The organism is Salinifilum ghardaiensis (assembly GCF_054491345.1).
Map to the genome: position 1 here is coordinate 2,200,642 of NZ_CM137101.1, position 18,295 is coordinate 2,218,936.

General features: G+C 70.3%; 19 protein-coding genes and 1 pseudogene. 8 read left to right on the plus strand and 12 right to left on the minus strand.

All coding sequences use genetic code 11. The annotated features are described in order from the left end of the window. Positions 1–33 precede the first annotated feature (33 nt). On the plus strand, positions 34–525 hold the full coding sequence (locus ACVGV0_RS10070; protein WP_459159591.1) for a hypothetical protein: 492 nt from the start codon (positions 34–36) through the stop codon (positions 523–525). A gap of 469 nt (positions 526–994) precedes the next feature. On the opposite strand, the pseudogene ACVGV0_RS10075 reads toward ACVGV0_RS10070, so the two are convergent. Further along, positions 995–1,211, minus strand: a pseudogene (locus tag ACVGV0_RS10075) (LysR family transcriptional regulator); the annotation flags it as partial. Between the two features lie 205 nt (positions 1,212–1,416). Here ACVGV0_RS10075 and ACVGV0_RS10080 point away from each other — a divergent pair. After that, positions 1,417–2,022, plus strand: coding sequence for a glycoside hydrolase family 25 protein (locus ACVGV0_RS10080; protein ID WP_459159592.1), 606 nt, complete (start codon positions 1,417–1,419; stop codon positions 2,020–2,022). A 227-nt stretch (positions 2,023–2,249) separates the two neighbouring features. After that, positions 2,250–2,711, plus strand: a complete 462-nt coding sequence (locus tag ACVGV0_RS10085; RefSeq protein ID WP_459159593.1) for an SRPBCC family protein — start codon at positions 2,250–2,252, stop codon at positions 2,709–2,711. 19 nt (positions 2,712–2,730) lie between these two features. On the opposite strand, the gene ACVGV0_RS10090 is transcribed toward ACVGV0_RS10085, so the two are convergent. The 3 genes from ACVGV0_RS10090 to ACVGV0_RS10100 form a co-directional block, all read right to left on the minus strand. Further along, positions 2,731–3,030 (minus strand): hypothetical protein, encoded by a 300-nt coding sequence (locus tag ACVGV0_RS10090; RefSeq protein ID WP_459159594.1) that lies wholly within the window; start codon positions 3,028–3,030, stop codon positions 2,731–2,733. A gap of 190 nt (positions 3,031–3,220) precedes the next feature. Next, positions 3,221–3,490 (minus strand): hypothetical protein, encoded by a 270-nt coding sequence (locus ACVGV0_RS10095; RefSeq protein ID WP_459159595.1) that lies wholly within the window; start codon positions 3,488–3,490, stop codon positions 3,221–3,223. A gap of 95 nt (positions 3,491–3,585) precedes the next feature. After that, positions 3,586–4,482, minus strand: a complete 897-nt coding sequence (locus ACVGV0_RS10100; RefSeq protein WP_459159596.1) for an SLC13 family permease — start codon at positions 4,480–4,482, stop codon at positions 3,586–3,588. Between ACVGV0_RS10100 and ACVGV0_RS10105 the strand changes: the two genes are divergently transcribed. Then, complete coding sequence (locus tag ACVGV0_RS10105) at positions 4,466–5,416, plus strand: LysR family transcriptional regulator (RefSeq protein ID WP_459159597.1); 951 nt, start codon at positions 4,466–4,468, stop codon at positions 5,414–5,416. The genes ACVGV0_RS10100 and ACVGV0_RS10105 overlap by 17 nt on opposite strands. 28 nt (positions 5,417–5,444) lie before the next feature. Here the strand turns inward: ACVGV0_RS10105 and ACVGV0_RS10110 are convergent, their stop codons facing one another. The 4 genes from ACVGV0_RS10110 to ACVGV0_RS10125 form a co-directional block, all read right to left on the minus strand. Continuing rightward, positions 5,445–5,966, minus strand: coding sequence for a DUF488 domain-containing protein (locus tag ACVGV0_RS10110; protein ID WP_459159598.1), 522 nt, complete (start codon positions 5,964–5,966; stop codon positions 5,445–5,447). A gap of 382 nt (positions 5,967–6,348) precedes the next feature. After that, positions 6,349–7,269: an HpcH/HpaI aldolase/citrate lyase family protein gene (locus ACVGV0_RS10115; protein WP_459159599.1), complete on the minus strand. Its 921-nt coding sequence runs from the start codon at positions 7,267–7,269 to the stop codon at positions 6,349–6,351. Continuing rightward, positions 7,259–8,476, minus strand: a complete 1,218-nt coding sequence (locus ACVGV0_RS10120; RefSeq protein ID WP_459159600.1) for a CaiB/BaiF CoA transferase family protein — start codon at positions 8,474–8,476, stop codon at positions 7,259–7,261. The genes ACVGV0_RS10115 and ACVGV0_RS10120 overlap by 11 nt, the downstream gene beginning before the upstream one ends. A gap of 131 nt (positions 8,477–8,607) precedes the next feature. Beyond that, positions 8,608–9,531: a LysR substrate-binding domain-containing protein gene (locus ACVGV0_RS10125; protein WP_459159601.1), complete on the minus strand. Its 924-nt coding sequence runs from the start codon at positions 9,529–9,531 to the stop codon at positions 8,608–8,610. A gap of 207 nt (positions 9,532–9,738) precedes the next feature. Between ACVGV0_RS10125 and ACVGV0_RS10130 the strand changes: the two genes are divergently transcribed. Further along, a complete protein-coding gene (locus ACVGV0_RS10130) occupies positions 9,739–11,151 on the plus strand; it encodes a CitMHS family transporter (RefSeq protein ID WP_459159602.1) in 1,413 nt (470 codons plus the stop codon). Positions 11,152–11,316: 165 nt separating this feature from the next. Here the strand turns inward: ACVGV0_RS10130 and ACVGV0_RS10135 are convergent, their stop codons facing one another. Together ACVGV0_RS10135 and ACVGV0_RS10140 are read right to left on the minus strand one after the other, a co-directional pair. Next, entirely contained in the window at positions 11,317–11,559 is a 243-nt protein-coding gene (locus ACVGV0_RS10135) for a phosphate acyltransferase (RefSeq protein WP_459159603.1), read from the minus strand. A gap of 115 nt (positions 11,560–11,674) precedes the next feature. Then, a complete protein-coding gene (locus tag ACVGV0_RS10140) occupies positions 11,675–12,904 on the minus strand; it encodes a metal-dependent hydrolase family protein (RefSeq protein WP_459159604.1) in 1,230 nt (409 codons plus the stop codon). Between the two features lie 95 nt (positions 12,905–12,999). Between ACVGV0_RS10140 and ACVGV0_RS10145 the strand changes: the two genes are divergently transcribed. The 3 genes from ACVGV0_RS10145 to ACVGV0_RS10155 all read left to right on the plus strand — a co-directional run bounded on the left by ACVGV0_RS10145 (position 13,000) and on the right by ACVGV0_RS10155 (position 16,184). Beyond that, entirely contained in the window at positions 13,000–13,905 is a 906-nt protein-coding gene (locus ACVGV0_RS10145; RefSeq protein WP_459159605.1) for a MurR/RpiR family transcriptional regulator, read from the plus strand. Positions 13,906–14,014: 109 nt separating this feature from the next. Beyond that, complete coding sequence (locus ACVGV0_RS10150; protein WP_459159606.1) at positions 14,015–15,448, plus strand: sodium:solute symporter family protein; 1,434 nt, start codon at positions 14,015–14,017, stop codon at positions 15,446–15,448. Between the two features lies 1 nt (position 15,449). After that, positions 15,450–16,184 (plus strand): haloacid dehalogenase type II, encoded by a 735-nt coding sequence (locus ACVGV0_RS10155; protein ID WP_459159607.1) that lies wholly within the window; start codon positions 15,450–15,452, stop codon positions 16,182–16,184. 248 nt (positions 16,185–16,432) lie between these two features. On the opposite strand, the gene ACVGV0_RS10160 is transcribed toward ACVGV0_RS10155, so the two are convergent. Continuing rightward, positions 16,433–17,329: a cytochrome c biogenesis CcdA family protein gene (locus tag ACVGV0_RS10160; protein ID WP_459159608.1), complete on the minus strand. Its 897-nt coding sequence runs from the start codon at positions 17,327–17,329 to the stop codon at positions 16,433–16,435. Beyond that, the gene (locus tag ACVGV0_RS10165; protein WP_459159609.1) at positions 17,326–18,054 is read right to left on the minus strand and encodes a DsbA family protein; all 729 of its coding nucleotides are present in this window, start codon (positions 18,052–18,054) and stop codon (positions 17,326–17,328) included. The genes ACVGV0_RS10160 and ACVGV0_RS10165 overlap by 4 nt, the downstream gene beginning before the upstream one ends. Positions 18,055–18,295: the final 241 nt, after the last annotated feature.

Below are 18,295 nucleotides of genomic sequence, written 5' to 3' on the forward strand. Positions count from 1 at the left end.
CACCAGCAGTCGCTCCCGTTCCGGAGATCCGGCATGTCCGTTGTGGACCGCAGCGGCAGCGGAGTGCGCATGACGGGGCGCGACGGGGACGTCCGGCTCGCCTACTGCACGCGCAAGCAGCTCCTGCTCCGGATCCACCAGCTGCACGTCGCCACCTCGGTTGACGGCGCGTCCGGACCCGGCGAGGACTGCACCCTCGAGCTGCGCGTCCGGGGCGCACGCCGGAAGGCGCACCGGTGGAAAGAGCTCGGGTGGGGAGGGGCGTTCCCGGACGAGATCGCCGCCCGGCTGTCCGGTCCCGCCCTCGCCGAACTCGTCCGCACCGTCGACCTGGCGGCGTGCACCGCGTCCTGGACCGCTCGTACCCGCCGCTGGCGCGTGTGCATCGCGCCCTACGGGGGACACCACCTGCGGCTCCTGCTTCCTCCCATGACCTACACCAACACGCTGACCGAGCTCGAAGCGACCACCGCAGCACTGCACGAGCTCGCCGATGCCCTGGCCGGGTGGGGAGCGTCCGGTTGACGAAGACCGCCTGCGGGGGATCGGAGCGGCGCACGACGGCCTCCGGAACCGCCTCCTCGACACCGGCGATCGCTGCGAAGGACCGGGTTCGTGGCGGTGCTGCCCCCGGTCGCTCGCAGCGGCCACCTCACTGGCTCGCCGACCCGAGGCGCTGGGCGCTGTCGTCGCAGCCCAGTTCGCGGAGCACTTCTTCGTTGTGCTGTCCGAGGGTCGGCGGCGCGGAGCCCCCGCAGCGGGGCGGCGGTGGTGGATGTTGGCGAGCTCATGTTCTCCTCACACCTCGGAGCTGATGTGCGTGGTTACCGGTCGGTGCATCATTCGGCCGGTGGAACATCGCTGCCGTCGACCAGCTCGTCCAGGTACGCGAGCGCCCGCTCGTGCGCCGGCGTCGTGGAGGCCCCGAGGAGCCGTTCGACGTAGGCGGCGGCGACGACTGCCGTGCGCTGACCATGCCCGACCGCCGCTTCCGCGAGCACTCGCCGTGCCGGCTCGAGCAGTGAACGTCCTGCTGCGGTCAAGCGCACCGAGCGCGTGCTCCGTTCGAAGAGCGTGACGCCGAGATCCCGCTCGAGCAGGCGGATGTACTGGCTCAACGGCGGCTGAGCTATGTGCAGCCGCGCGGCAGCACGGCCGAAGTGCAACTCCTCGGCGACCGCCACGAACCCCTCGAGATGCCGCAACTCCACCTGGGCAGGATTTCAGACCGGCAAAGCCCGGCGAGTCGACGAACGACTCGCCCCGCGCCCTGAACCACTCGCGGGCTGGTATATGGCTACGGCCGGGGTGGTCTTGTTGGCGAGATCTCGACATTTGATCGCGGTGCGCCCGACTGGCACGTTAGATTTGCCCGGGCGCCCCTCGTCGCGCCCCGCGCACAGCAGAGAGGTCCACGTGGATTACGGAATCGACATCAGCCACTACAACCAAGTCGACGATTGGCACGCGGTGCGGGGTAACAACATCACCTACGCGTGCATGAAGGTGACCGAAGGTCGGGCATGGGTCGATGAGCAGGCGGGTGCGCATGTGGCGGGGGCGCGGGGCGCCGGCATCGTCACGGGTGGCTACCACTTCGCCCGTCCCGGCGGGATCGACCCGCAGGTGGGGCATTTCGCGTGGTGGTTGGGTCAGCACGGGCTGAAGGAGCCGGGAAACCTGTGGCCGATGCTGGACATGGAGGACACCGACATCCCCGACCCGAACGCGTTCATCCCCGAGTTCATCCGCCAATTGCGCGCGGCAACCGGTGTGCCCGGGGTGCTCGTCTACGCCAACCTGAACTGGTTCCGGAACATCATCGATCCGAACCTGTGGGCCGGGGACGATGTGCTCCTGTGGGTCGCTCGGTACAACGGGGACCCCGGAAATCCCGGGTGGAGCCACCCCCGACTGGCCCTGCACCAGCACAGCAATTCCGGCACCGTGCCGGGGATACCCGGTGACGTCGACCGGAACGCCACCGTGGGGGACTGGACCCTCGGCGCGTTCACGATCTGAACTGGCCGTGAAGCGACCGCACCGAGGCCGGCCTCGTGCTGGCGCAGCGAGACCCCGCGGCGGGGTTCCGCGGGCGGAGCACGGGGCGGCGGGCGAGTTCGGACAGTTCGCCCGCACGCTCTGACCGGCTGCGTCGGTCGCTGCGTTGAGCTGCACGCCCAGCTGCGGCGGATGCGCGTCGCGTGCACCGCCTGACGTGTTCCCGGCCGAGCGGTACGCTCTGGACCATGGTCCGGGTGCTGGTCGACGAGGTGGTCGATGCTTCCGTGGAGCAGGTCCTGTCCCTGGTCATGGATATCGAACGCTACGCCCGGGTGGACAAGAAGATTCGACCCGTGCTGTGGCACCAGCGCGACGGGAACGTCGTCCGGTTCGCCTGCCGGCCGAAGCTCGTGGGACTGCGCCAGCCCAAAGTTGTGCAGTATGCGCAGCTCACCCCTGGTGAGCGGATCGACATCGGGCTGGTCCCCCTGCCCGCCAACCGACTCGCGCATGCCCTGGCCCGGTTCCAGGCCAGCTTCGAGTGCCACCAGGTCGAGGGCGGCACGCACCTCATCCGCACGCTCGAGTTCCAGTTCACCCCCGCGCTGCGCTGGCTGCTCGAACCGCTGTTCCGGCGTCGACTCGAACCCGAAGTGCGCGCGGAGATCCAACTCGCCAAGCAGCACCTCGAACAGCAACAAGGATAGCGGTCCCGCTGCGCATGCTTCAGCTTGCGCTCAGTCCTGCGCGGCACCCCCCGGGTTGGCAATGGTCCGCCCGTTGTGGCCCCGCCGCGTGCAGCGCCGCGAGGTAGCCGAAGGTCAACCCGGCCGGATCCACACCGATGGACAGCGCGAGTTCGCGCGGAGTTCGCCCGCGGTGCAGGTACCCGCTGCCGACGTAGCGCCGCAGCAGCACCGCGGGCAGGTGCTGCGCGCGCAGCTGCGGGCTCGCGGGGGAATCCGTCGCAGGCCAGGACGATCCCGCGCCGGGCGCGAACGCGTTCGGTCCGACCGCGGTGGGCAACGACGTCTTCGACCTCGATCGCCTCGTCGTGCTCGAAGGTGACGTGCGCGGCGGAGACATCCACCGCGCGGCCCATGTACCACTGGAGCAGGTCCAGGTGGTGCACCGCCTGGGTCAAGGACCCCTCCACCGCCGGTGGCCCACGTGCCGCGCCAGGCTTCGGCGGTGTAGTAGGACGTGTCGCGGTGCATCAGGACCGAGACGTGCCCGAGACGCGGGGCCCGAGGGTGCCGTCGTCGATCGCGCGGCGGATCTGCTGCGCGGCGGTGGCGTGCTGGGCGCGCGGCCTCGCCGGTGACCACCACGCCTGCCAGGTCGGCACGGGCCAGCAGCGCTGGCACCCGGGTGGTCTCGTTGATACCTCGGGCACCTGCACCAGGACGATCACGATCGCTCGGTGGTGCAGCACCACCGAGAACCACTGCACCTCGCCCCCGCGACGCCGGTCGGTGTTGCGCACCTCGGGAGCAACTCGGTCGCGCTGCCGCCCACCGCTGCACCCCCGGAAAGCCTCCTGGTTTCGGCCTACCGCGGTGCTGATTCGGGTAGCGCTGGTCACAAAGCGCCGGGTACGACCAAAAACCCCCATGCGAAGAGCGGTCCGACCGCGACGATGGTGCCGGTGTAACCGAGAAGTTGCCGGTAGATTCGTGTTCTGTCCGAGCCGTTGGCGTTGCTCAGCACGAGTGCGCCGTTGCTGGAGAACGGGGAGGTGTCGACGATCGTGGCAGACACGGCCAGGGCGGCGACCAGGCCCGCAGTGCTGAGGTCGCTGGATAGCAGCAGCGGAACCGCGATCGGGATGATCGCGGTGAGGATGGCGGTCGATGAAGCGAAAGCGGAGACCACGGCCACCACGAGGCACAGCAGCAATGCCACCAGCAGGGGACTACCCAGGCGGGACGCACCGCGGGAGATCGCGTCGATGGTTCCCGCCTGTTCCAGGATCCCCACGTAGGTGATCATTCCGCCGATCAGCAGGATCGTGGACCAGCTGATTCCCTCGATCGCCCGGGACTGCCGGTTGATGTCGACCAGTGCGAGCAGGGCACCGGCGCTCAGCGCGAGGAAACCGATCTCCAGCTGGAACACCAAGGCGCCGAGCACCAGCAAGACCAGCGTCGCGAGAGTCAACACTTGCCGCCAGTCGACCGTCGTCGCCGTTTCGGTCTCCTCCTGGCGCTCCGAAGCGAAGTCCCGAGTTCCAGCCCGCCGGTGGCCGCCCAGGGCCAGAAAGCTCACGACCGCGATCAGAACGTTGAAGGCGAAGCTGGCCAAGAACAGCGCGGACGGAGCGATGTGCAGCGGCGTCTGCTCGATCATGCCCAGCACGAGCGCACCGGAAACCGCGATCGGGGAGAACGAACCGGCGTGCGCGCCCGCCACGAGCACCGCGCCGATGAGCAGTGCGCAGCTAATGTCGAGGGGAGTGCGCATGGACGTGCGCCGCATGGTGTTGCTGACCGAAGCAGCCGATCGCGGATCGCTCAGTGCGGCAGCGGAGGCGTTCGGGATCACCGCCTCCGCCGCTTCGCAGCAGATCGCGCGGCTGGAGGTCGAAGTCGGTCAGCCGCTGGTGGAGCGGTTGCCGCGCGGAGTACGGCTCACCGACGCGGGTGAGGCGCTGGCCGTGCGCGGCCGCCGCATCCGCAGCGAACTGCGGGGGGCGCAGGCGGACCTGGACTCGTTCGCGCGGTTGCACCAGAGCGCGCTGAAGATGGGCGCCTTCCCGACAGCTAGCGCCTCGATACTGCCGCTGGCGCTGACCCGGTTCTCCCGCAAACATCCCGGCGTGCGGGTCACCGTGCAGTCATCGCTGCTGGTGGGCCTGCTGGACTTGCTGCACTCCGGTGAGGCCGAACTGGCGATCCTCTGGGACTACGAGTGGAACCGGATCGAGGACGAGTCGCTGCGGATGACGCACCTGCTGGACGACCCGACGGTGCTGGTGGCCCCGGCGAATTCGGAACTGCTCGAACGACCGCGCGTGGAGCTGTCCGAGCTGGTCGACCAGCACTGGATCACGCGCGCGGACAACCACCCGGTCGCCGAGGTGTTGTACCGTAGCTGCCGCCTGGCGGGTTTCGAACCGACCATCTCCTACGAGTCGCACGACTACCAGGAAGCGCAGGCGATGGTGGCCGCAGGACTGGGCATCGCCATCGCGCCGCGGCTCGCGTTGACCAACCGCCGCCACGACGTCCGGCTGATCAGCTTCGACTCGGGCGTGCCCGCTCCGACCCGGAGGATTCTGCTGGCCCGGCCCGTCAATCGGACACCCACACCCGCCACCGAAGTCATGATCGATACGTTGCGGGCGGTGGCGTCGAAGTTCGCCGACACCAACCTGCACCTGACCCAACTGGGCACCGTCCGCGTGCGGTGAATCGCGTCATCCGCGCCGCACGCGCCTGCTACAGCGTGGGCTGTCCGGCGTCGTAGACGAGGTAGCCGTCGTCGTTGATGCGCACGCCCTCGATCGGTTCGTGGTCGTCGCGCCCAGCTCGCTGCGTCAGGTGCTCCACCGGAACTCCGCGGAGGATTTGCACGAAGTCGCTGAGCATCCGGCGGTGGCAGCGCCACCACAGGCTTTCGCTGCACATCACGGCCACCTGCGTGTGGGCGAGCTCGTCGATGCCGTCGGTGAACTCGCGGGTGCGCATGTGCGCCGCGTAAGCGCGGAACGCCTCGTTGCGCCACACCCAGTCCGGGGAGTCGTGGGGGAGGCTGCGGAAACCGCCGAGCCGCTTGTCCCAGCGGTAGGAGATCCCCGACTCCGGAAGCCACCGCTGCAGCTCCCCGCGCGCGAACTGCGGGTTGCGGCGGCTCCCTGGCGCGCTGCGCACATCGAGCACGGAACGGACCCCTGCTGCGTGCAGCAATGCGGTGATCTCGTTCTCCGACGCGGTGCCGTGGCCGAACGTCAGCAACTCCATCGGCGTCACCTCCGACTCCCGGGGTCGTACCGCCGGAACCTATCGAACCGGGCGGGGTCCCGCACCGAGCCGCCAGCCCCGCCCGGCACCACGTCGCAGCACGGCCGGGCCGGAACGGGCTCGCGGTGCTCCGGCGCGGGCACCGGAGAGGCGCTGCCTGCCGAGTGGATCTTTCCGAGCAGCACCGGGTGAGGCAGCGCAACATCACTTCCGCCCGGGACTGCATCTCCTGTCGAGCTCGCCGCTGCCCGGGTCAGTGACGGCCGGTTCGGGATTCCGGGCCGCTGCGTCACCGAGCCGGGACGGTTACTGGCGCCGGCGCTGACGAGCACGGTGCCGGGCCCGGCTGACGAGAACGTCATGGATGTCGCCGCCTGAGGCGTCAAACCGAGCCGGTGTAGCGGGCCAGGACGTGCCGGGCGGTGGCTGCCATGGCTTCGTCGACCATCTGCCCTTCGAACGCCACCGCGCCTTCGCCGCGGGCTTGGGCCTGCTCCACGGCGGCGACGAGGCGTTCCCAGCGCGCGAGCTCCTCGGAGCTGGGGGAGAAGACCTCGTTGATGATCGGCACGTGCGCGGGGTGGATGGCCATCATCCCGGCGTAACCCAGGGACCGGTTCTGCTCGGCGAAGGCGCGCAGGCCAGCGGGATCGTCGAGCTGCGTCCACAACCCCGCGACCGGATGCTCGACGCCTGCGGCGCGTGCGTCGAGCAGCACACGGGAGCGCAGCGCCAGCGTTTCCGTGCCGCGCGGGCTCCAGCGGTACCCGACGGCCCGCGCGACATCTCCGCTGTCGGCGGTGAGCGCGCCGAGGTAGGCCACACGCCGCGCTGCCGCTCCGACGTCGTGGGCCTCGCGCAGGCCGCGCGCGGTTTCGAGCAGGGGCACCAGCGCCACCGATCCCACGGGCAGACCCCGTTCGCGCTCGCACCACGTCAGCAACCGATCGGCCACGCGGACATCTTCCGGACCGTCCACTTTCGGGAGAACGATGCCGTGCAGTCCGGGGCGTGCCACAGCGCGGACATCATCGGCACCGTCCCACGTGTCCAGCGCGTTGACCCGGACGAACAGCGCCGGCGGCTGCTCGCGGGTCGACACGTGGTGTTGCTGCAACGTGGCCACCACACCGCTCCGGGCATCGGCCTTGCCCGAGTCGGGCACGGCGTCTTCCAGGTCGATGACCGCGGCATCGGCCCCCGCCCGCGCCGCTTTGGCCAGCCACTCGGTTTTCGTGCCGGGAACGAACAACAGCGACCGCAGCGGAGCGCGGGACACCTCGTGGTGGGGTTCAGACGACACCGTTGTCCTCCAGACGCGCGAGCTCCTCCTGGTCCAGACCGAGCCAGTCCGCGTAGACGAGGTGGTTGTCCTGGCCCAACGCCGGTCCCGTGCGCCACACGTGCCCGGGACGCTGCCGGAAGTGCGGCAGTGCGGCCTGCATCCGCACCGGACCGAGCTCGGGGTCGTCGACTGTGACGATGTCGCCGCGTTCGGCGTAGGTGGGGTCGGTGGCGATGTCGTCAGCGGTGAACACGCGGGAGGCCACGACTTCCGCCTGCGCGAACGCCTCCAGGCAGTGCTCGGTGCTGCGCGCGCCGACCCACTTCCGCAGCGCGTCGTCGAGCTCGTGCCGGCGGTCCTGCTGCTGCTCCGCGGTGGCGAACTCGGCCGCGTCGAAGCCGAGCAACTCCGCCACGTTGATCACCGATCGCGGCGTGGCCGAGGTGACGGTGATCCAGTCGTCGTCACCGGACCGGTAGGTGTTGATCACCGCGGCCGGCGCGACGGCCAGCTGGTTGCCCGAACGCCCGGGCGTGGAGCCGAGCTGGTCGTGCAGCACGACCTGCCATTCCACGAGCCGGAACAGGGGCTCGAACAGGGCCAGGTCGATCCACTCCCCGTCGAAGTCGGGATCGGTCGCCCGCCGGTACAGCGCGGCCATCACTGCGTAGGCGCCCATGAGCCCGGTGACCGCATCGCCGTGGGAGAACCCCGTGTGCACCGGGGGGCCCTCGGGAAACCCGGTCAGGTGCACCACGCCGCTGCGCGCCTCGCCCATCTTTCCGAATCCGGGGGAGTCGGCCAGTGAGGTGTTCGCGCCGAACCCGGAGATCTGCAGCAGGACTGCCGTCGGATTGAGCCGGTGCACGGACTCCCAATCCAGGCCCCACTCGCGCAGGCGTCCCGTGCGGACGGTGACGATGACGACGTCGGCCCAGGCAACGAGCCGGTGGGCGACGTCGCGGCCGGATTCCTGGTGGAGATCCAGCGTCACCGACCGCTTGTTGCGTCCGGCCACGCTGAACCACAGGGGGGTGCCGTCGCGTTTCGGGCCCATCGTGCGGGCCGCGTCGCCGGTTCCCGGCGGTTCGACGTGCACGACGTCCGCGCCCTGGTCGGCGAGCATCGAGCCCGCCATCGGCCCGGCCACGACGTGGGCGAACTCGACGACTTTCAGCCCACCCAGCTGGCCCCGTCCGCCGGTCTCGGGATCCTGTTGCGACATCGCTGCATTCCCCTCGGTGCGTGGTCGGTCGACCGTTCCCGGTCGGGATCGCAGTGTGTCGAGCGGCGCGCATGCGCGTCCAGCAAGAGCCTTGGATCGATTCATGCGGATGATGCATCGGGCCCCGCGGGTCAGGACCAGGAAACACCCGCCGGTAGTGCGGCCTCACTGCACCGGCACTGTTCGAGCACGTCCAGGAAACGCTGACCCGCCGCGGTCAGCGGCCGCCGCGCCCGCTGCACGAGTTCCAACCGCCGGTCGACGACCGGCTCGACCAGCGGGCGGTGCACGACGGCGTCGGCGGCCATCAGTGGCAGCACGAGCGCGGGCATCGCCGCGACTCCCAAACCGGCGGAGACCAAGCCGCCCACGGTGGCGATGCTGCCCGCCTCGGCAGCCGGAGTCGCCCGCACATCGACCTGGGCGAACGCCGCATCGGCGAGTCGGCGCGCGCTCGAATCGCTTCCCACGGCGAGCAGCGGTTCGGCGGCCAGTTCCCGCCAGGTCACCTCCTCGCGTGCGGCGAGCGGATGTCCTTGCGGCAGCACGGCGACGAAGCGGTCCCGCACCCACGGCCTGCGCTCCAGGCGGGTCGCGGGCCCGCCGACCGTGGTGATCGCGAAATCCGCATCGCCCGAGGCGACTCGCTGCAGCACCGCGCGCTCCAGACCGTCCATGATCCGCACCGCCACCTGCGGGTGCTCACTGCGGAAGCGCGTGATGACCTCCGGCAACAGCACGGCCGCGATCGACGGCAGGGTGGACACCGCTACCGTCCCCGCTTCCCCGAGCACGAACCGCTCCAGCTCCTGCATCCCCGCTCGGTGGGCGTTGAGCACTTCGTCGGCGACCCGCAGCGTTTCCGCGCCGGCCGGAGTCAAGGCGACGTTGCGCGTGTCGCGTTCCACCAGCTGCGCACCGAGCGAGCGCTCCAGCTCCGCGACCGTGCGGCTCAGCGAGGACTGCGACACGTGCAGCTGCGCTGCCGCCGCGGTGAAGCTCTCCGCCCGGGCGACGGCGGCGTACGCGGCGAGTTGGCGCACAGTGGCATCCATGGTCCGGGAGCATAAGCCGCGCGGCCGCGGTTGCGAACGGACGCCGCGGCTTCTCCCGCGCAGCGAGCCGATGCGCTGAGCGCATGGACATATGTCCCAACGATGCTGGACAAGCAAACGAACGCGACCAAGAATGACCGGCACTCGCCCCGCCTGCGGTGCACACCACGCGAGTGGATCCATCCGCCCTCGACCGAATGAGGCCGCATGCTCACCGCGCTCGGTTTCACCACGATCGCCGCGATCCTCCTGTTGCTGATCACCAGCCGCGTCGCCGCCGTCGCCGCGTTGATCGGCGTGCCGGTGCTGGCCGCACTGCTCGCGGGACACGGGCCGGCCGAGATCGGCGAGATGATCAGATCCGGCATCGGCGACATCGTCGGCGTGGTCGCCATGTTCGTATTCGCCATCCTCTTCTTCGGCGTGCTGCGCGACGCGGGGATGTTCGATCCGATCGTGCGGCGCATCCTGCAGTACGCCGGCAGCAATCCCGTCACGATCGCGGTGGGCACCGCCCTGCTGGCACTCGTGTGCCATCTCGACGGCGCCGGCGCCACCACGTTCGTCATCACGCTTTCGGCGCTGCTGCCGCTCTACGACGCGATGGGCATGAGCCGCTTGGTGCTGGCCACCGTCACCGGCCTGGCAGCCGGGACGATGAACATGCTCCCGTGGGCCGGTCCCACGGCCCGCGCCTCCAGCGTCGTCAACGTGGACGCGAACGCGTTGTGGACCCCGTTGCTGCCCGCACAGCTCACCGGAATCGCAGCGGTGCTCGGTGCGGCCGCCTGGTTGGGACGCAGGGAGAAGCTCCGCCTGGCCACCGGCGCGGAATCAACCCTGCGGCTCAGCCGTGGAGACCGCCTGCGCGCCGCCACCGTCAGCGATGCCGCGGCGGGGACCGCGGCACGCAGCGCCGATGACAGGGCAGGCGTGGCCGTGCTCGAGGAGTCGGCGACGGCGACCGCCTCCAGCGACGCGCAGCTGACCCGGCCGCGGCTGTTCTGGCCGAACCTGGTGCTGACCGCGATGACCGTCGGGGTGCTCATCTCCGGCATCGCGCCGCCGGCAGCAGTGTTCATGGTGGCGCTCGTGCTCGCGCTGGTCGTCAACTACCCCGGTATGCGTCGCCAGAACGCGCGCATCGACGCCCACGCCCAATCGGCCGTTCTCATGGCCACGACACTGCTGGCAGCCGGGGCGTTCCTCGGCATCATGGGGGGAACCGGCATGATCCGGGCGATGGCCGCGGCACTCGCCGGCGGCGTTCCGCCCCAACTGGGGCCGTTGCTGCCGCTGCTCGTGGGAGTGCTCGCGGTGCCGATGTCGTTCCTGTTCGGACCCGACCCGTACTACTTCGGCGTGCTGCCCGTGCTCATCGGGGTGGGGGAGCAGTTCGGCATCGCTCCGGAGGAGCTCGCGCAGGCCTCGATCCTCGGTGAGGAGACCATCGGATTCCCGCTCACCCCGATGACCGGAGCTTTCTTCCTGCTCGTCGGCCTGGCCCGGGTCGACATCGGCCACCACATCCGGCACATGGCTCCGTGGGCGTGGGGAATCAGCCTGCTCGCACTGGCCGTTGCCGTCGTCACCGGAGTCGTCCCGGTCTGGGCCGGATGATGAGCGGGAAGTGATCCGGTGCGGACCACGCCCCGTCCCATCGGGCACGCACCGCGCCCCGGTCAAGGATCGTCCCGGATGGCGCACCAGAGGTTCCGACAAGGAAAACCCCGGTGCGCTACCCGCAGGAGCAGAACCGGCGGGGGCAAGCGGCTGGCCGGGGTTTCACCGGCCACGGCAGCGGACGGCGGTGCTCGGTGGCGACCGGAATGGTGGGGAGCGGCTCGCCGCCCGCCCGCACCGACCGTCCGGCAATGCCATCAGGAACGCGCTGCTCAGCGTGCGCACATCCGGCCGCAACCCGACCGTGCGGATACTTGCCCGCAGCACGTCCGCTGTCGGCCAGGACGCTCCCGCCACGCAGCAGTCGACAAGTCCGGCGCGCAGCGCCGCCGCCCCGAGCTGCACCGGATCGTTCTGCGCCGCGGTGCGGCGTGCAGCCGCGCGGCAGCACGGCCGAAGTGCAACTCCTCGGCGACCGCCACGAACCCCTCGAGATGCCGCAACTCCACCGGACGGGACCTCAGGGCCGTCCCGCGACGAGCGTTCCGCCTTGCACCACCGCGCGCAGGTGCTGCTCCGGCCGCGCCAGGACCTCGGCATCGGTCAACGGGTCCCCGTCGACGATCAGGACGTCGGCGGTGGCGCCCGGTGCGATGACGCCCAGCTCGCCCCGTCGACCCAGCAGCGCAGCGGCGTTCACCGTCGCCGCGCGCAGCACCTCGTGCGCGGGCTGGACCCGGTTGCGGATGCGGAACTCGTCGTTCTGGTGGACGTGCATGCTGCCGAGCAGGTCGGTGCCGAAGACCAGCTGGACTCCGCCCTTGTGGGCCGAATCCAGGGCGTGCAGGCCGGCTTCGAGCACGTCGGCCACCTTGGCCTGGCCGGCCGGGGGCAGACCCGCGGCGGCGCCCTCGCGGTGCAGGTACTCGTAGGTGGTCAGCGTGGGCACCAGGAACGCCTGGTGCTCGACGAAGAGCCGCACGCTGGAGTCGTCGATGAGGTTGCCGTGCTCGATGCAGCGCACGCCGAGCTCCAGCCCCCGGTTCACCGCACTGGCCGTGTAGGCGTGCCCCGTGACGTAGCGGTTGGCGTTGCGCGCCTCCTCCACGGCCGCCCGGACCTCCTCGGCCGAGAACTGCATCGAGTCCACCCGGTCCGTGGGGGAGGCGACTCCGCCGGAGAGCATGAGCTTGATGTGGTGGGCACCTGTCCGCAGCTGGTGCCGTGCGCCGCGGCGCACCTCGGTGGGGCCGTCGCAGACCAGGCCCATGGTGGGGCAGCAGGCGTGGTCGTCGAGGACCTGCCGGCCGGCGCTGCGCATGTCGGCGTGCCCGCCGGTCGGCGAGAGGGCCTTGCCGCCGAAGACCACGCGCGGGCCGGGCCAGAGCCCCTCCTCCACGGCCGCGGCCACGCCGTGGTCGGCGCCGCCGACGTCGCGCACCGTGGTGAAGCCGCGGTGCAGCATCGCCCGCAGGATCCCGCTCGCGTGGGCGGCCACGTAGTAGGGGGACTGCTCCGCGACGCTTCCGAGGTCGGCGCTCGCGGCGGTGGCGTGCACGTGCGCGTCGATGAGGCCGGGGACCAGGTACCGCCCGGTGGCGTCGATCTCCTCGGCCGAGCCGGGCGCTTGCAGCGCGCTTCCCACTTCCTGGATGCGGCCGTCGTGCACCAGCACGTCCGCCCGCTGCGCTTCGCCCGTCGCGGCGTCGCAGACGACTCCGCGGCGGAGGATGAGGGTGTTCGAGGTCATGAGTCCCTTCCCGCGGTGCGATCACCGGACTCCTGGCATTCAGGATCGTGCCAAGCGCCCCCCACGAGTGCAACAGTTGTTGCACAATGGTCGGGATGAGTTCTTCCGAGAACGCAGCGGAGCAACCCCGCGAGCAGGTGCTGCCCGGCTGGCTGGTCTCCCGCCTGGGCGACCGGAGGCCGGCCGCCGGCGCGCGGCGGGTGCTGGCGGTGATCGCCGCCCAGCCGCGGCAGATGTCCTACGCCAGCACCTCGTCAGCGGCGGCCGCGGCCGCGGTCAACGTCGCGACGGTGGTGCGCACGGCCCAGCAGCTGGGTTTCAGCGGCTGGCCAGCGCTGCGGGCGGAGATCCGCTCGCGCTACCTGTCGGGGCTGTCGGCCTCGGAGGTGCTCAGCGAGCACCACGAGGAATCGGACCGGGGACCGGCGTGGTCCACGCTGCGCCGGGACCTGCACAACCTGCACGACCTCGCCCGGCTGCTGGATGAACCGCAGGTGCGGCGGGTGGCCCGGACCATCCGCGCAGCGGGCACGACGCTGGTCCTCGGAGCGGGCAGCTTCGCCGCCCCCGGCCTGCAGCTCTCCCACCTGGCGCAGACCATCGGCCACGACGTGCGGCTGCACCGCGTCGGTGGGACCGCGCTGTTCAACGCGGTGTCGCTGCTGGGGCCGGAGGACTGCCTCGTGGTCTTCCAGCTCTGGCGCACACCGCACGAGATCCTGCGCGCCGTGCACGTGGCCTCCGCGGCCGGGGTCTCGATCGTGCTGGTCAGCGACCAGGTCCGCGAGGACGTCCGCGGACTGGCCGACGAGCTGGTGGTGATGCCCAGCGAGGGGGCCAGCATGTTCCCCTCGCTGGTGGCCGCGACCACGATCGTGCAGGCGATCCTCGCCGCGCTCGTGGCCTGCGATCCGGCCGCCGCCGCGGCGTGGAGCGACGGGATCGAGCAGTTGTGGTCGCGCTACGGCCTGTTTCCCGATCAGCAAGAACGTCTGCAATGACCATTGCGTTCCGGTGGTCGGAACCGGTTCCATGGCCGCACCCCGGCGGAGGGGTCCCCCGACCTGCCGGGACGTCCACGCGGCCGCCCCCGATCGTCCCGGAGGGTCCATGCAGACGACCCACGTGATCGTTCTCGTGCTGTACCTGCTGGTCATGACGGGCATCGGCGCGTGGTTCACCCGCCCCGGCAAGGTCGCGACGGGCGACGACTTCGTCTTCGCGAACCGGAACCTGCCGCGCCCGGTGATGATCGGCACGCTGCTGGTCACCTGGGTCGGATCGGGAACGATCATCGGAGGCGCCAGTTTCGCCTACGACTACGGCCCGTTGGCCTCGCTCTTCTTCCTCGGGGGCACGCCGGCGGGGATCCTCGTCCTCTACTGCCTGGCGCGCCGCATCCGCCGGGAGTCGACGTACACCGTTCCCGAGCTGTTGGAACGGCGCTACGGCATCGCGGTCCGCGTGATCGCTGCGCTCATCACCGTGCTGGCCTACACCGGCATCACCGCCTACCAGTTCACCGGAGGCGGCCACATCATCAGCGTGATCACCCCGCTCCCGCCCGAGCAGGGCTCCATCGCGGTGGCGCTGCTGGTCACCTTTCTCGCGGTGGGCGGCGGCTTGAAGTCGGTCGCCTGGAGCGACTTCCTGTCCGCCCTCGTGATCGTAACGATCCTCATCGCCGCGGTCCCGCTGGTGCTGGGGAACGAGCTCGGCGGTATCGGCGAGTACTGGCAGAATCTTCCTCGGAGCCACGCGACGTTGAGCGGGGGACTCACCGCGCTGCAGCTGTCGGGCTACTTCCTGCCCTTGTTCCTGCTGATCCTGGCCGACCAGAACATGTACCAACGACTCGGCGCGGCCCGCGACGAGTCCGAAGCGCGCAGGTCGACCGGCGGATTCTTCCTGTCCAGCTTCCTTGTCACCGTGCCCGTGGTGCTGCTGGGCTCAGCAGCGATCATCCTGATGCCCGGAATCGACCCGGACGCGGCGGTCCTGTCCCTGGCAGGGGAGAGCTACCTGCCTGCCGTGATGGGCGGTCTGCTGCTGGCCGGTGCGCTGTCCTTCATCATCACCACGGGATCCTCGTTCCTGCTCTCCTGTGCCGGGAACGTGGTCTACGACGGGACGCAACGGCTGTTCGGCGTGCGGATGAGCGGCCGCCGACGGCTGGTGGTGCACCGCCTGGCCGTGCTGATCATCGGAGTCGTGGCCTACGTGCTCGGCAGGTTCTTCCCGAGCGTGCTGGAACTGCAGATGTACTCCTACACCGTCTACGGCGTCGCGCTCGCCCCGCCTGTCCTGGCCGTCTTCCTGTGGCGACGGGCCAGCAAGTGGGGTGCGCTGAGCTCCATGGGGCTGGGCACCGTCGTGACCATCGTCTGGGAACAGCTGGACCAGCCGCACGACCTGAACTCGGTGCTGGTCTCGCTGCCGGTCTCGCTGGCCGCGCTGGTCGTCACCAGCCTCGCCCTGCCCGACCGCGGCGCGGGCCGGCACGACGCGGTCAGCCGCACCGACACCGTCCGCAGTGAGGAGTGACATGTCCATCGACCTGACGGCGTTCCGAGTCCTCAGCTTCGACTGCTACGGCACGCTCATCGACTGGGAGCGCGGGATCACCGCCGTCCTGGCGGCCTGGGCCCGCGAGCGGGGCCTCGACCACGACAGCGAGAACCTGCTGGAGACCTACGCCGGCCACGAGGCGGCGGTCATGCGCGAGCACCCGACGTGGCTCTACCCCGACGTGCTCGCCGAGGCGTTCGTCCGGACCGGCTCCTCCGCAGGGACGGAGGTAGACCGGGAACGGGCCGAGCAGCTCGGCGAATCGGTCCCGGACTGGCCCGCCTTCCCGGATTCCGCGGACGCGCTCGCCCGGCTGCGCCGCCACTACGACCTGGTGATCGTGAGCAACGTGCACCGCGGCGGGTTCGCCGGCAGCAACGAGCACCTGCGCGGCGACTTCACCCGGATCATCACCGCGGAGGACGTCGGCGCCTACAAACCCGCCGACCCGCACTTCGAGGCGCTGGACGCAGCGCTCGGCGAGCTCGGCTGCGGGCGCGACGAGCTCCTGCACGTCGCGCAGAGCCTCTTCCACGACCACGTACCGGCCCGCCGCCGCGGGTTGGCGTCGGCCTGGATCAACCGGCGCCACGACCGGCCCGGCTGGGGCGCCACTCCGGAACCGGCGGAGGACTGGCGCTACGACGCCGAGTTCCCCTCCATGGCCGCGTTCGCCGACGAAGCCGACCGCCAGTGGGCCGCTTCCGCGTGACGGAACGGCCGGGAGCAGGGCTCGCCCGCCCGCGGAAGACCTTCACCGCCGGACCCGCCGAAGACCACGTGACCTCCCCCCGGAAGCCGGACACGCCGCTGTGCGGTCGGAGGGAGTGGCCGGTCGTGCTCCCGCTGCCGTCCGCGGTCGCTGCGGAGGAACATCCCGGATCCGCGGCCGCCGCGGAGAAGGCCGGAGCGTTTCACCAGGCGTTGCGTGGAAGTCCCCGCCTGAAGGCGGGGAAGGATTCACGGTTCTTCCGTGGTCGGGGAGGCGGTGGCCTTCTCCGCGGCGTCCTCGGAGCTTTCCTCCGCGGTCCGCGCACGGCGTCGGCGGTGCGCGCGCAGGGCCCAGACGCCGGCGATCACCGCGGCGATCAGCACCAGGAGCAGCACGACCACCTGGTCGGAGACCAGGCTCGCGCTTTGCTGGACCCAGGCCTGCAGGGCGAATTGCGCGTCCATGCCGACAACACCGCCCAGCGAGCCGGTGCCGTCGGTGAGGAGGAAGACGAGACCCAGTGCGATGAACACCAGTCCGGCGATCAGCGTGGTGCTGTGCACCCGGAGAACGCCCAGGTTCAGTGCGCGTCCGCGCAGCCACGAGCGTCGCCCGAGGTCGAACCGGTCCCACAGGGCGGCGATGACGAACAGCGGCAGCGCCATCCCCAGCGCGTAGATCGCCAGCAGGATCCCGCCGTAAGCGGGGCTGGCCCCGGTCATCGCCATCGACAGCACGGCGCCCAGCAGCGGACCGGCGCAGAACCCCGCGAGCCCGTACACCGTGCCCAGCAAGTACACCGACACGCCGGAGGAGATGTTGATCCGCCCGCTGAGCCGTTGGGCGGCGTTCGACCCGAAACCGAACCCGACGATCTGCGCGATGCCCAGGCCGACCATGAGCAGGCCGCCGATCAGCACGACGACGTCGCGGTACTGGTTGAGCACCGCACCGATCGAGCCCGCGGCAGCACCCATCGGGACCAGCGTGGTCGCCAATCCGAGGTAGAAGAAGGCGGTGCGCATCAGCAGCCGCACCCGGTCGGCGAAGGCGTAGGCGAAGAACGCGGGCACCAGCAGTGCCGAGCAGGGACTCAGCAGGGACAGCACGCCGCCCAGGAACGCGCCCAGGTACCCGATGTTCATGCTTTTTCCTTCTCTTCTTCGATCACCTTGATGAACTGCTGCAGGGGCTGCGCGCCCAGGATCGCTTGTCCGTTGATCACGAACGTGGGCGTGCTCGACACGCCGATCTGCTCACCCTCGCGAAGATCGCGATCGATGGCCTGCATGACCTCGGGACTGTTGCGGGTGGCGTTGAACTGCTCCATGTTCGGGATGCCGGCCTCGCGGGCCACTTCCTGGATCCGCTCGTCGGGGAAGTCGGGGTGGCCCTGGCCCGCCTGCACGCCGATCTCGTAGGCCGCGTCGTGGAACTGCCAGAACTTGCCCTGTTCGGCAGCGGCGCGGCCGGCCTTGGCCATCGCGTAGGACTGCTGGCCGAAGATGGGGAAGTCGCGCCACTCGATGCGCAGCGTCCCGCTGTCGACGTAGCGCTTGATCAGCTCCGGTTCGATGTCGGTGGCGGCTTTCGCGCAGTACGGGCAGCGGAAGTCCTCGTACTTGATCATCACCACGGGTGCGTCGGCGCGGCCCCGTGCCATGGGATCGCCCGGTTCGCGCCGCTGCAGGGATTCGAGCCCCCCGGAGGATTCCGAGCTCTGGGACTGGGCTTGTTGCTGCGAGCCGGCCCGCTGGCCGGATTCCCCTCCAACAAAAGCGCCCCAGACCAGTGCCACGACGGCCACCACGCCCACCGCGGCGAACACCCACGCGATCCAGGTCGATCGCTTTCCGCTCACCGACGCCATATCCCTCGCTCCTCACGGCTGCAGACGACTTCGCTGGAGGTTTCAGCGTAACTACTATAAAGCGTAGTAGAAGCCGTCGCGTCGCCGTGCGAGCCCCGCGGGAGAGATGGGCAACCATGCGCAGCGGGGCGCACGCCGGTGGTCGACCACGTCGCCACCCGCCGTCGACGCAGCCGACGCGGGAGCGTGACCGGTCTCACCCTGAATCCGGTCTTCACGTGCCGGGCGAGGTTCCGCGGCA